Origin of the sequence: Streptococcus sp. sy010 (assembly GCF_007859175.1) — a bacterium.
Taxonomy (GTDB): Bacteria; Bacillota; Bacilli; order Lactobacillales; family Streptococcaceae; genus Streptococcus.
This window is the reverse complement of record NZ_VOHO01000005.1, coordinates 1-13,631: the sequence shown is the minus strand read 5'-3', so window position 1 is coordinate 13,631 and position 13,631 is coordinate 1. Positions and strand designations below refer to the sequence as shown.

General features: G+C 39.8%; 14 protein-coding genes. 13 read left to right on the top strand and 1 reads right to left on the bottom strand.

Features of this window, described 5'->3' with window-relative positions; genetic code table 11:
- Window positions 1-16: 16 nt before the first annotated feature.
- From FRX51_RS05050 to FRX51_RS04990, 13 genes are all read left to right on the top strand, one after another.
- A complete protein-coding gene (locus FRX51_RS05050) occupies window positions 17-745 on the top strand; it encodes a M15 family metallopeptidase (RefSeq protein ID WP_146496434.1) in 729 nt (242 codons plus the stop codon).
- A complete protein-coding gene (locus tag FRX51_RS05045; protein ID WP_146461968.1) occupies window positions 742-1,329 on the top strand; it encodes a glycoside hydrolase family 73 protein in 588 nt (195 codons plus the stop codon). The genes FRX51_RS05050 and FRX51_RS05045 overlap by 4 nt, the downstream gene beginning before the upstream one ends.
- Before the next feature lie 124 nt (window positions 1,330-1,453).
- Window positions 1,454-2,509 (top strand): heat-inducible transcriptional repressor HrcA, encoded by a 1,056-nt coding sequence (hrcA, locus tag FRX51_RS05040; protein ID WP_146496432.1) that lies wholly within the window; start codon window positions 1,454-1,456, stop codon window positions 2,507-2,509.
- Window positions 2,499-3,014 carry a nucleotide exchange factor GrpE gene (gene grpE / locus FRX51_RS05035; RefSeq protein WP_146496430.1) on the top strand — a complete coding sequence of 172 codons (516 nt, stop codon included), beginning with the start codon at window positions 2,499-2,501 and terminating at the stop codon, window positions 3,012-3,014. Before hrcA ends, grpE begins: the two co-directional genes overlap by 11 nt.
- A gap of 357 nt (window positions 3,015-3,371) precedes the next feature.
- Complete coding sequence (dnaK, locus tag FRX51_RS05030; RefSeq protein WP_146496428.1) at window positions 3,372-5,186, top strand: molecular chaperone DnaK; 1,815 nt, start codon at window positions 3,372-3,374, stop codon at window positions 5,184-5,186.
- Between the two features lie 187 nt (window positions 5,187-5,373).
- Entirely contained in the window at window positions 5,374-6,510 is a 1,137-nt protein-coding gene (gene dnaJ, locus FRX51_RS05025; protein ID WP_146496426.1) for a molecular chaperone DnaJ, read from the top strand.
- Between the two features lie 87 nt (window positions 6,511-6,597).
- Window positions 6,598-7,347: a tRNA pseudouridine(38-40) synthase TruA gene (truA, locus tag FRX51_RS05020; protein WP_146496424.1), complete on the top strand. Its 750-nt coding sequence runs from the start codon at window positions 6,598-6,600 to the stop codon at window positions 7,345-7,347.
- Window positions 7,337-8,098 (top strand): bifunctional hydroxymethylpyrimidine kinase/phosphomethylpyrimidine kinase, encoded by a 762-nt coding sequence (locus FRX51_RS05015; RefSeq protein ID WP_146496422.1) that lies wholly within the window; start codon window positions 7,337-7,339, stop codon window positions 8,096-8,098. Before truA ends, FRX51_RS05015 begins: the two co-directional genes overlap by 11 nt.
- Complete coding sequence (locus FRX51_RS05010) at window positions 8,085-8,546, top strand: ECF transporter S component (protein ID WP_146496420.1); 462 nt, start codon at window positions 8,085-8,087, stop codon at window positions 8,544-8,546. The genes FRX51_RS05015 and FRX51_RS05010 overlap by 14 nt, the downstream gene beginning before the upstream one ends.
- A 200-nt stretch (window positions 8,547-8,746) precedes the next feature.
- Entirely contained in the window at window positions 8,747-9,334 is a 588-nt protein-coding gene (locus tag FRX51_RS05005) for an ATP-binding cassette domain-containing protein (RefSeq protein ID WP_186627134.1), read from the top strand.
- Window positions 9,335-9,344: 10 nt separating this feature from the next.
- Window positions 9,345-10,508 carry a hypothetical protein gene (locus tag FRX51_RS05000; RefSeq protein WP_146496416.1) on the top strand — a complete coding sequence of 388 codons (1,164 nt, stop codon included), beginning with the start codon at window positions 9,345-9,347 and terminating at the stop codon, window positions 10,506-10,508.
- A 14-nt stretch (window positions 10,509-10,522) separates the two neighbouring features.
- On the top strand, window positions 10,523-11,215 hold the full coding sequence (locus FRX51_RS04995; RefSeq protein ID WP_146496414.1) for an ABC transporter ATP-binding protein: 693 nt from the start codon (window positions 10,523-10,525) through the stop codon (window positions 11,213-11,215).
- Complete coding sequence (locus FRX51_RS04990; RefSeq protein ID WP_146496412.1) at window positions 11,175-12,479, top strand: ABC transporter permease; 1,305 nt, start codon at window positions 11,175-11,177, stop codon at window positions 12,477-12,479. Before FRX51_RS04995 ends, FRX51_RS04990 begins: the two co-directional genes overlap by 41 nt.
- 69 nt (window positions 12,480-12,548) lie before the next feature.
- On the opposite strand, the gene FRX51_RS04985 is transcribed toward FRX51_RS04990, so the two are convergent.
- On the bottom strand, window positions 12,549-13,388 hold the full coding sequence (locus FRX51_RS04985) for an exodeoxyribonuclease III (protein WP_146496410.1): 840 nt from the start codon (window positions 13,386-13,388) through the stop codon (window positions 12,549-12,551).
- Between the last annotated feature and the right edge of the window lie 243 nt (window positions 13,389-13,631).

Sequence of the window (13,631 nt, the reverse complement as noted above, 5' to 3'; positions counted from 1 at the left end):
GAAAGAGGTATTGCAGATGTTATCGACTAGAAAATCTGTTATGGCTATTATTTTTGGCGTCATATTTTTAGTCTTGTTGGGAGCTTGCTCTTTTGGTAAACAGACTGAATCGTCACTCCAACAAGAAGAATCTGCTTCATCAACAACAGTTGAATTAGCCGATTTACCCAAGGTGTCGTCAACGGATTGGGAGTTGGTTTTAGTTAATCGTACTTACCCTAAAGCTGAGTTGAATCCTGATTTGGTAGAAGTCAATGGGGTGTTTGTTGATAGGCGGATTGAAAATGAGGTCAGACAGTTTTTAGCAGCAGCACAAAGCATATCATCTAATGAACAGTTGATTTCAGCCTATCGTAGCGTTGCTTACCAAGAACAAGTCTATAATGGCTATGTGGAGAGAGAACTACTGGGTGATCCGAGTTTAAGTCGAGATGAGGCTGAGAAAATTGTCCAAACATTTTCTCAACCACCAGGAGCTAGTGAACATCAAACTGGGCTTGCTTTTGATATGAGTACGACGCCTAACTTAGATGGTAGTGATGAAGCGATTGCCAAGCAAGTACAACAGTTGGCAGCAACGTATGGTTTTGTTTTACGATTTCCAAAGGATAAGACAGTCATTACAGGCATTGCTTATGAAAATTGGCATTACCGTTATGTTGGAAAAACCTCAGCAGCCTATATGGTCAAGCATAACTTGGCTTTAGAAGAATACATTGAATTATTGAAGGAGAACGGACAATGAAGCGTCGCTTATCATTGAAGGGTATGCTTTGCCTTACCTTTTTGCTCTTGATAGGATTAGTGTCGATTTTGAGTCGGCCACAAATGATGCGAGCAGAAACGGTAGTTAGAACGTCCTATACTCAGGAACAATTTATTGAAAAAATAGCTCCGATTGCTCAAGAATTATCAGACGCCTATGGAGTACCAGCATCTCTTATTATTGGTCAGGCGGCTTTATCTTCTAATTATGGTACTTATGTCGTGGCAGTGAATTATCATAATCTTATGGCCTTGCCAGCTTATGAGGGTCGTGATAGTGTTTCTTTGTCAACCACCCGTTACTTATCTAATAAATTAACGACTGTGACAGATCGTTTTGCGATTTATGACAGTTGGAAGGCGTCTCTCTATGATTATCTGGCAATTTTGAAGTCAGGAAAGGTCTGGGGCAAGGAACTTTATGAAACTCTGGTCACATCAACAGATTATAAAATTTCGGTCAAAGCTTTAAATAAAGCGGGTTTTAGCCCTATTGCTGATTATGAAGCAAAATTGATTAAACTGATTGAAGAGAAGAATTTAACCCGTTACGATAAAAATTAGCAGTCTCCAAGAAAGAGTGCTAATTTTTTGTGTTTTTTTCTTGACAAGACAATTTATTGGGGTATAATAGAGTTATAAATTAGCAGTCTCCAAGAAAGAGTGCTAACGAATGGAGGTGGGTCTTATGATCACTCAACGTCAGAGTGATATTCTGAATCTGATTGTTGATCTATTTGTTCAGACTCACGAACCTGTTGGTTCAAAAAGTTTGCAAGAAATGATCGAGTCAAGTTCGGCCACCATTCGTAATGATATGGCTCGCTTAGAGAAGATAGGCTTATTGGAAAAAGCCCATACTTCTAGTGGTCGAAAACCGAGTTTAGCTGGCTTTAAGTATGTGATTGAGCATTCCATGCAAGAAGGGCGGCTTGATGAAGCAGATGCTTATCAAGTCATTAAAGCTTTTGATTTTGAAGCCTTTAAGTTAGAAGATTTGCTCCAAACAGCTAGTCGGCTTTTAGCTGACATGACAGGCTATACAGCGGTGACACTTGATGTGGAAGCTAAGGAACAGACCCTAACAGGTTTTAAGATTGTCCAGCATAGTAGCCATGATGCTTTGGCGATTATGGTTTTAGATGCGTCAAAGCCAGTAACGATTCAATTTGCCATTCCGAAAAACTTTTTGAGTCGAGATTTATTGGTCTTGGAAAATCTGGTTAATGAGCGTTTGCTTAATAAATCTGTCCTAGAAATTCACTATAAGCTCAGGACAGAGATTCCGCAGGTTGTGCAAAAATATTTTGTGACGACCGATAATGTTCTTGACTTGTTCGAATACATTTTTTCTGAGTTATTCCGAGAAAGTGTTTTTATAGCTGGTAAAGTTAATAGTTTGAGCTATGCTAACTTAAAAACCTATCAATTTTTGGATAATAATCAAGAGGTCGCCAACTTATTAAGGAGGCAAATGCAAGAAGATGAGATGACTCATATTGACCTAGCTGATCAGCTAAAACAAGATTTGGGACAGGTCGGTGTCATCCAACAAAAATTTCTCATTCCCTATCGTGGTTTTGGGCAGTTAAGTCTAATTGGTCCGGTGGAGATGGATTATCGCCGATTGATTAGTTTAATCAAATTAGTGAGTAAGGTTTTGGCTGTTAAATTGGGTGATTACTATCGCTACCTTAACAGTAACCATTATGAAGTAGAAAAAGGAGACGATTATGTCAGATGATGTGAAAAAAGAGGACTTGCAGGAAGAAGTCGTTGAAGCTAGCGAAGAGGTGGTAGAAGTAGAAGAAAGTTCTCCTGTCGCTGAGTTGGAAGCTAAGGTTGAAGAGTTGGAAAACAAGTACTTGCGCGCTCATGCCGAAATGCAGAATATTCAACGTCGTGCCACAGAAGAACGCCAACAACTACAAAAATACCGTTCACAGGATTTGGCCAAAAAAGTTCTGCTGGCTCTGGATAACTTGGAACGTGCCTTGGCAGTTGATGGCTTGACCGATGATGTCAAAAAGGGCCTTGAAATGACCCGTGATAGCTTACTGCAAGCTCTGAAAGAAGAGGGAGTAGAAGAAGTAGCTGTGGAAAGTTTTGATGCCAACTATCACATGGCCGTTCAAACCCTGCCAGCAGATGACGACCACCCAGCAGATACCATCGCAGAAGTCTTCCAAAAAGGCTATCAACTGCATGATCGTCTGCTTCGCCCAGCCATGGTGGTGGTGTATAACTGAAAAGAATATGATGTTAAGTAGACAGAAACAATTTAAAAAAATAAAAGATATAAATTTTTTGACGGTGGTTATTTTAGGTATACTTGCTCTGGTGATAGTTTGTTACTATCCAGCTATAGAAGGAGGAACAGAGACATTATTAAAAGGGGAGCCGAATTATATTTTTCAAAAATTTGCAGAGTTAATCTTGTCTCCTCTTTTAATATCGCTACTACTCGTGTTCCTTACTAAGCACGTAGATTCAAATAAAAAAGATTAAACTTCAGAGATATTTTGTCCGCAATGACGGTAAACTAGGTAAGATTAAAATAAACAGTGAGCGAAAGCGAGCATTTAAAAAAATAAGAGGTAATAAAGATGAGTAAAATTATTGGTATTGACTTAGGAACAACTAACTCAGCAGTGGCGGTTCTGGAAGGAACTGAGAGCAAAATCATTGCTAACCCAGAGGGAAATCGTACGACACCGTCTGTTGTTTCTTTCAAAAATGGCGAAATTATCGTTGGTGATGCCGCAAAACGTCAAGCAGTTACGAACCCAGAAACAATTATCTCAATCAAATCGAAAATGGGAACATCTGAAAAAGTTTTTGCCAATGGTAAAGAATATACGCCACAAGAAATCTCGGCTATGATTTTGCAGTACTTGAAAGGTTATGCAGAAGATTATCTAGGTGAAAAAGTTGAAAAAGCAGTTATCACGGTGCCAGCTTACTTCAATGATGCTCAACGTCAAGCGACAAAAGACGCTGGTAAAATTGCAGGTCTTGAAGTCGAGCGTATCGTCAACGAACCAACGGCAGCAGCCCTTGCTTATGGTCTGGACAAAACAGATAAAGATGAGAAAATCCTTGTGTTTGACCTTGGTGGTGGTACGTTTGACGTGTCAATTCTTGAACTTGGTGACGGTGTCTTTGATGTACTAGCAACTGCAGGTGACAACAAACTTGGTGGTGATGACTTTGACCAAAAAATCATTGATTTCTTAGTAGAAGAATTCAAGAAAGAAAATGGTATCGACTTGTCAGCTGACAAGATGGCTCTTCAACGTTTGAAAGATGCGGCTGAAAAAGCTAAAAAAGACCTTTCAGGTGTGACACAAACTCAAATCAGCCTACCATTTATCACTGCAGGAGCAGCAGGCCCACTTCACTTGGAAGTTGCTTTGACTCGTGCTAAATTTGATGATTTGACACGTGACTTAGTAGAACGTACAAAAATCCCAGTTCGTCAAGCTCTTTCAGATGCAGGTTTGTCAATCTCTGAAATTGATGAAGTTATCTTAGTTGGTGGTTCAACACGTATTCCAGCCGTTGTTGAAGCTGTAAAAGCTGAAACTGGTAAAGAGCCAAACAAATCAGTTAACCCTGATGAAGTAGTTGCTATGGGTGCAGCGATTCAAGGTGGTGTCATTACAGGTGATGTGAAAGATGTCGTTCTTCTTGATGTCACACCATTGTCACTTGGTATTGAAACTATGGGTGGTGTCTTTACGAAATTGATTGAGCGTAATACAACAATCCCAACGTCTAAATCGCAAGTATTCTCAACGGCAGCAGACAATCAACCAGCCGTAGATATTCATGTGCTTCAAGGTGAGCGTCCAATGGCAGCAGACAACAAAACACTTGGTCGTTTCCAATTGACAGACATTCCGGCAGCTCCTCGTGGTATTCCACAAATTGAAGTGACATTTGATATTGATAAAAACGGTATTGTGTCTGTTAAGGCTAAAGACCTTGGTACTCAAAAAGAACAACATATCGTCATCAAATCTAACGATGGTCTTTCAGAAGAAGAAATTGATCGCATGATGAAAGATGCTGAAGCAAATGCTGAAGCAGATAAGAAACGTAAAGAAGAAGTTGACCTTCGTAATGAAGTTGACCAAGCTATCTTTGCGACAGAAAAAACGATTAAAGAAACAGAAGGCAAAGGTTTTGATGCAGAGCGTGACGCAGCTCAAGCGGGTCTTGATGATTTGAAAGCGGCTCAAGAGTCTGGCAATCTTGATGAGATGAAAGCTAAACTAGACGCTCTTAACGAAAAAGCACAAGCCTTGGCAGTGAAACTGTATGAGCAAGCGGCAGCAGCTCAACAAGCAGCAGGTGCTGACCAAGCTACTGATAGCTCAGCAAATGATGTTGTCGATGGTGAGTTTACTGAAAAGTAAAGCTAGACTAAAAAATGCAGAGGTTGCAGCCCAGCCTCTGTTTTTGGGTAAGAAGAGAGAAAGGAAGAGTGTTCGCAATCGAACACGGGCTAAGAACTGAGCCAAAAAGATAATTTTCTAGGTTATAACATGCCTATCGTTAAAATATCTGTTTTTGGCTTCCTTTTAACGCCCTTTGTATCTTATTATGAATAATACAGAATTTTATGAGCGTTTAGGTGTGTCAAAGGATGCGTCGCAAGACGAAATCAAAAAAGCCTATCGCAAAATGTCGAAAAAATACCATCCTGACTTGAATAAGGAAGCAGGAGCTGAACAAAAATACAAGGACATTCAAGAAGCCTATGAAACCTTGAGTGACAGTCAAAAGCGTGCCAGCTATGACCAATTTGGTGCTGCAGGAGCAGGTGGTGGTTTCGGTGGCGGAGCTGGCGGCTTTGGTGGTTTTGGCGGCTCTGGTTTCGGTGGCTTTGAGGATATTTTCTCGAGTTTCTTTGGTGGTGGAGCAAGTCGTAATCCTAATGCCCCACGTCAGGGGGATGATTTACAATATCGTGTCGATTTGAGTTTTGAAGAAGCGATTTTTGGTACGGAAAAAGAAGTCAAGTATAGCAGAGAAGCGTCTTGTGGGACTTGCTCTGGTTCAGGTGCCAAGCCTGGTACCAGTCCTGTTACTTGTGGACGTTGTCATGGTGCAGGTGTCATGACAGTAGATACGCAAACACCGCTTGGCATGATGCGTCGTCAAGTGACCTGTGATCGTTGTCATGGTCGTGGTCAAGAAATCATCTCACCATGTCAAACCTGTCGTGGAACGGGTCATGAAGAACAAGTTCACAAGGTGTCCGTCAAGGTGCCGGCAGGTGTCGAAACAGGTCAACAAATCCGTTTGGCAGGTCAAGGAGAAGCAGGATTTAATGGAGGCCCATATGGAGATCTATTTGTCATCATCAATGTTCGCCCAAGTGATAAGTTTAAGCGTGAAGGGGCGACGATTTACTATCAGTTGGATTTGAACTTTGTTCAGGCAGCTTTGGGAGATACGATTGAAGTGCCAACTGTTCATGGTGCCGTTGAGTTGACCATTCCAGAAGGCACCCAAACAGGCAAGACCTTCCGTCTCAAAGGTAAGGGAGCACCACGTTTACGAGATGGTGGTCAAGGGGATCAACATGTTACAGTGACAGTGGTTACCCCAACCAAACTTAATGACGGTCAAAAAGTAGCCCTTAAATCCTTTGCAGAAGCTAGTGGCTTTAATCAAGTTCATCCTAAGAAAAAAGGATTCTTTGATAAGGTAAAAGACGCTTTTGATGATATTTAAGATGTAAATGAACCAAGGTCTGAGGACCTTGGTTTTTATAAAAACTGGGGCTTTGAGAATAGTGGTTGATTTGCTATAATAGGAGGCATGGTAAGATATAAGGCAACCATCTCTTATGATGGCAGTGGTTTTGTTGGCTTTCAAAGACAAAGTCACGGACGAACAGTCCAAGAAGAATTAGAAAAAACCTTGACCAAGTTAAATAGTGGTCAAGCAGTTACGGTACATGGGGCTGGTCGGACAGACAGTGGTGTCCATGCCTATGGTCAGGTAGTTCATTTTGATTTGCCTCAGTTACGGGATTTGGAAAAATTACGTTTTGGCTTAGACACGCAGAGTCCAGATGATATGGCAGTGTTGCAAGTGGAGCAAGTGGCAGATAATTTTCATGCTCGCTATCATAAACATCATAAAACCTATGAGTTTTTGGTGGATATTGGTCGTCCCAAAAATCCAATGTTGCGGCATTATGCAACACATTTTCCTTATGAAATCGATGTTTCTTTGATTGAGCTTGCCATTAAGGACTTGGTCGGAACGCATGATTTCACGGGGTTTACAGCTAGTGGAACCAGTGTGGATAATAAGGTGCGAACGATTAGTCAAGCAAGTGTTCGTTTGGATAAGAGTCGTCACTTGTTGATTTTTACCTTTACAGGCAACGGGTTTCTTTATAAGCAAGTGCGTAATATGGTGGGAACGCTATTAAAGATTGGTAATGCTCGTTTTCCAGTTGGTCAAGTGAAAGAGATTTTGAAGCAAAAAAATCGACAACTGGCTGGACCAACGGCGGCTCCTAATGGGCTATATCTAAAGGAGATTATCTATGAAGACTAAATATATCCTAGCTATCTCTGGTAGTGACATTCTTAGTGGTGGAGGCATGCAAGCTGACTTGGCGACTTTTACTCATCACGGTTTGTTTGGTTTTGTTGCCTTGACAAGCCTTGCCACAATCAATGGACAAGGCTTTGAGATTCATGCTTTGTCTGATGAATTGTTGGCTAAACAGTTGACAAGTTTAGAAGATGTTCCATTTTCTGCGATTAAGTTAGGGTTATTGCCTAATCCTGCCGTGGCTAATCGTGTGTTAGATATGATTACAGCTCGTTCGACACAACCTATCGTTTTAGATCCTGTCTTGGTTTTTAAGGAAAATGGTGATGAGCAGATTAGTCAGATGAGAGCAGAACTTTTGAAGTTTTTTCCTTATGTGTCTATTATCACTCCCAACCTTCGTGAAGCAGAAATCTTATCTGGCATTAGTATTTCTAGCCTATCTGATATGAAACAAGCTGCTCAAAAATTATATGAGTTAGGGGCTAACCAAGTGGTTATCAAGGGTGGGACACGTCTGGATAAGACGCAAGCTATTGACTTGTATTATGATGGTAAGGACTGTTATGAGTTGGCTCTGCCTATTTTACAAAACAATAATAATGGGGCGGGTTGTACCTTTGCAGCAAGTTTAGCTAGTCAGTTGGCATTAGGTCAGCCCATGTTTGATGCCATAAAGGCAGCCAAGTCTTTTGTTCATCAAGCGATTCAGGGAGCCAATGATTATGGGGTACAATATGAAAACAAGTAACACGCAATATTTAACGCTTTTGGCGATTTTGGTAGCAGTGACCTTGGTCTTGGGGCGATTTGTCATGATTCCTATGGGCAAGGGATTTTTAACCCTGTTAGATGTAGGGATTTATTTTACGGCGGCTTATCTAGGAAAAAAAGAAGGAGCCTTGGTTGGAGGTCTGTCAGCCTTTTTACTGGATTTGTTAGCAGGCTATCCTAACTGGATGCTGATTAGTTTGTTTGTTCACGGAGTTCAAGGCTATTTTGCTGGTTTTAAGGGCCGTCAAAAAGGATTAGGTTTAATTCTGGCTAGTTTGGTCATGGTTAGCTCCTATTTTTTAGCTTCCTGGGGCTTTTATGGGCTAGGTATCGCCTTGGCAGATGTGTTGGGAAATATCTTGCAAAACACCTTGGGTATGTTCTTGGGACTAAGTTTAGCTAAGGTTTTTGCAAAACTGAACTAATAGCATCTTTTTTACTTAAATGTAAGAATTTTTGTTATAAAAAATAGAAAAACGACCGTTTGTGTTCGTTTTTTTATTATAGTTCTTTTTTCAATAGTGTTATGGCTTTTGAGTAAAAAAAAACACAAAAAATGTTTGTTTTATACGATTGTTGTTGCTATAATAAATAATATCTAGTGAAAATGTTAAGAAAGAGTCTAATGATGAAAGCCACTCAATTATCCTATCGTAATCAGAAAAAAGTATTATTTTCTAACCTGTCTTTTGATACTAAAAAGAACCCTTTAATCGTTATTGAAGGAAAAAATGGTTCTGGTAAATCAACCCTGTTGAAGATTTGTCTAGGTTTGGTCAAGGCTAGTTCAGGACAGGTTGAGTTAAGTGAGCGAGTAGGCTATGTACCAGACTCGTCAGAACCCTACTTTATTGGCATGTCACCACAGGTCTTTTTTCAATTTTTATGTGTCAATCTTAGTTTGCCTGAGTCAGATTTCCAACAACGCTTAGAGGGCTTGCGAGCAAAATTTTCTTTTCATCATCAGTTAATGACAACTCCCATTCAATCGCTGTCTTTGGGAGAAAAGAAAAAGGTCATGTTAATGGCGGCTTTTCTTCTTGATCCCCCGCTTTATTTGATGGATGAGCCATTTTCTGGTTTGGATGAGCAGAGTTTGACCTACCTATCAGAAAAAATTAAAGAGGAGTTGACAAAAGGGAAGTCTTTTGTCATCGTGACGCATGGCTATCAAGATTACTTGTCTGACCCTGCCTTGACGCTACAACTTTAAGGAGAGTGATATGTTAGCTAATCTTCACCTCTTGTTTATTGCCAGGCAAGGCTACTGGCAGGACAAAGAAGAGGTCAAACCCGGACAATTTTGGCTTTATTTGTTTCCCTATCTTTTCTCATCTATCCTAATTTTCGTGTCATTTTTATTAGTCAAAGAGAAAATCATTGGCCTACTTGATGGTTATTCATTTTATGGTTTGATGTCCTATCTGAAATTAACCAAGTACATTCTTTATGCCATTATCCCCTTAGGCATAGCCTATGAAAATTTCTACTTGGTTAAGAACCAAACCAAAGAAACCTTTCATCTCTTTTTTGGTATCAATAGATGGTCTTGGTCACTTCTAGTCCTGTTGAGAAATAGTGTGATTATACTACCGGCACTGACTTTAGGCTTATTTTTTCAACCAGTTTTAACGATTTGTTTATTTCTTGTCAGCCATTTTTTGAGTTTTCCGTTGTTGAGCCGTTATCAATTCTGGCAAAGAAACCGTTGGACCCCATCACAAACTCTGGGCCAGTTGACCTATGTTCGTTCTGTGGTGGATGACTTAACCCTACTGCGTGCTTTTTTACTGCCACTGAGTTCCCTTCTTCTCTTTCTCGTCTGGGAATTTAGCTTGGGCAAATCCGTCACCTTGTTAAGTCAATCGCCAGTTTCTCTCGCCTTCTTTTTAGGAACAATCGCCTACTATTCTAAAAGCCCAATCTATTACTTTTTAGCTCTCTTAAAAGATATGCCCTACTTAAAAGTCTTGCAACTGAATTTGACCAGTTTCTTTTTGCCGAAACTGTTACTGATGGCAGCCTTGTCCTATCTGCTAGTTGCTGTTCCGGTTCTGTTTTTCTTGATTTGGAAAGGGGCAAGTCTGTCTTACAGTTTGAGTTGGGCAGGAACCTTGCTTGTCGTTTACCTAACCTTACAAGGTTTTCAGTTACGCGAGGTGATTTATTTCAAGGAAATGCGTTTCATGCTAGCCAAGGAAATTGATAGTTATCGTTTGCCCATGTCTTATTATCTCAAACGTTGGCTCATCAGTTTAAGCATGAGTTTAGTTGGTGTGTTGTTGCTGAAGTATTCGTCGTTTTATTTGTTAGTGTCTGTGGTATGTCTATGTTTACTGAGTCAGTTCATTAACTATTCTTATTTGATTCGCCGTTATTTTTCATAGAAAGGGTATTTGCTGTGAGTTTAATTCATCTTGAAAAATTAAGTAAGCATTATCGGATTAGTCAGACCCAGACGGAAAATGTCTTGCGTTCGCTGACTGCCGTGATTGAAGCTGGTAAGTTGACCGCCTTGTATGGGCCGTCTGGCTGTGGTAAGACTAGCCTACTCAATATTTTGAGTGGCCTAGACCGTGATTACGAAGGTAGGGTCTTGTTTAAGGGGCAGGATTTCAAGGAACTTTCCGAACAAGAGCTAACCCTTTTTCGTAAGGAACATATTGGTTTTGTCTTTCAAAACTTCAATCTCATCGCTCATCAGTCAGTATTAGATAATGTTCTGTTGCCACTGTACTTAAAAGGTATCTCCCATAAGGAAATGGTGGCTAGGGCAGAAAAGGTTCTTGAAGATTTAGATATGCTAGCCTTCAAGAATAAAAATGTCAAACAGTTGTCTGGTGGTCAAAAGCAGCGTGTCGCTATTGCGCGTGCCTTGGTCAATGATCCCGATTTGATTGTGGCAGACGAACCAACAGGTTCTTTGGATTCTAAATCCCAAGAAATGGTGTTAGAAATTTTTCAAGACCTAGTTAAAGAGGGCAAGACAGTCTTGGTGGTTACCCATAATCCAGAAGTGGCAGACTATGCCGATGTGATTATCAAAATGAAAGATGGTGAGATTATTGAAGAAAGCAAAGGTCAAAAAGAATAACTTATCTCAACTATATCAGCTCAAGTTGGCTTGGAGTAATTTTTTAGAACGTAAGTGGCGGAATCTCTTGATTGCTCTTGCAACCTCGATTGGTTTTGTTGGGATTCTAATTTCTTTTGGTTTGGGAAATGCAATTATTAAGATGATTGATGAGGAAACTGGTAATGGCCAACTTCCTGCTCAGATTCAAGTGATGATCAATAGTGAAGTCAATCCAGGTGGTGTCATCAATCAGGAAGATAAGGCATTTATTGAGAAAATAGTTGGAAAAGATAAAATTAAATACTTAGAGCTTCCTTTTTCAACCATGGCAACTCAGTTAAAGTTAGCTGATAAAGGAGAGTTAGATCTATCCACGACTCTTCCTAATTATGCTCAGATCGTTAGCCTTTATCAAGATAGTGGAATCTCAGTATCGTCTAACACTAAGGAGCAAGTTTTGGCAGGGGCTCTTTATCAAGACGCTAAAGAAGAAGGTTTGACCATTCCTGAAACCTTACTTAACGATTTTAATAAGGCTAATAAAACTCAGCTAACGGCTAAGGAAGTCATTGGTCAAGAAGTTAGCTTGACGTTGATTGAAAATACTAGCCAAGGCAGTAAAAGTAGTCAGATTCAAACCAAGATTATTCGTGTTCTCAAAGATGAGATGGCTGATAGTAACAGCTATATGTCTAGCACCCAGTTAAGTCAAGTTTTATCTAGTAATGGGTTTAGCAAAACCACCCCTTATATGATTTTTGAGTTGAAAGATCCAGCTCAGACAGACCGTGTCATCGACAAGCTAAAGACTTATAAAAAATATACCGTCTTGTCGCAACAACAGATTTTGGGAGTCATCGTTAACTTTATCAAGGTGATTCAAGGGCTGTTGGTTGTGCTATCTAGCCAGGCATTGCTGGTTTCTATGGTTATGATTGGGGTTATCATTTATATCAACATCATGCAACGCTCGAAAGAAATTGGTGTCATGAAAGCAGTAGGTTACTTAAATCAGAATATCAAACGGATTTTTATCTATGAATCCCTGTTGATTACTGGAATTTCTTTAATTATGGCTTTTCTTGTGTCACTAGGAATCGGTAGTCTAGCCAATCTCCTTGTCAAGCGATTTTATCCAGAGATTGAACAAGTCTTTCTACTTGATGCAAAATCAGTACTAATCATGTGTTTGCTCGCTTTGGTCATGGGTGTTCTATCAGCCTATTTCCCAACTCGTAAGATTAGTCAATTAGACCCAGTGGAATCCCTACGATATGAGTAAGTCGTTATAATTTTGATATGATAAAAAACCTGTAAAGTATTTCTTTACAGGTTTTAATATATCTTGTGATTAAGAAAGTGGTTCAAGATTGATTTCCAATACGATTGGTGTGTGATCTTGGCGTGTACCAGAGGAGATCATATCTGATTTCGATACCAAATCAGCAAGTCGCTGACTAACTAACCAATAATCAATTCTCCAGCCAGTATTGTTGATTTTACTAGTCTTACTACGTTGTGCCCACCAAGTGTATTGATGAGGGAGATTTCCATGTAAATGACGAAACGTATCAACAAAGCCCTTGCTTAACAGGTTGGTAAAGCCTTGACGTTCTTCATCAGTGAAACCTGGAGATTGACGGTTGCTGCTAGGATTGGCAAGGTCGATTTCATGATGAGCGACATTATAATCTCCAGTTGCTAAAACAGGCTTAATCTTATCGAGTTCAGCCAAGTAGTCAGCGTACTTTTGATCCCAAACTTGACGTTCAGCCAAACGTTTTAATCCATCTCCGGCATTGGGGGTGTAAACCTGAGTGACAAAACAATTTTCAAATTCAAGTGTGATGATACGCCCTTCATCATCCATCGTAGATGGAGCATTAATTTTAGGGAAAGTAATTTTAGGTTGCAGTTCTTTCTTATAAAGAAACATAGTGCCGGCATATCCTTTTCGAGCAGGTTCAACAGAAGAACGCCAAGTTACCTCATAATTTGGGAAGTAATCAGTTAAAATGTCCAAGTGCTTTTTTGTTGGACCTTTAGCAGAGAGTTTAGTTTCTTGAATGGCAATAATATCAGCATCTTCTTCTACTAAGGTATCCAAAACAGCACGAGATAGTTGGGCACGACTGGAATCGCTGGTCAAAGCTGCATTAAGAGAATCAATATTCCAAGAAATTAGTTTCATGAAATTATCCTTTCCAATGTTATAATTAAAACTGTCTTTTATTATAGCAAAAAGTTTCTGGAAACGTCACTAAGAGTAATCAAACAGAGTGGTAAAATAACGCATTTCAATTTTTTTTAATTTTTTTTGTAAAAGTAGTTGACAGGGGATGTATAGTTTGATAGAATGTAATAGTTGTCGCCTGAGAGGTGACGTTAAGACCTTTGAGAACTGAATAAGACGAACCAAGTGCGGGTTATGAGA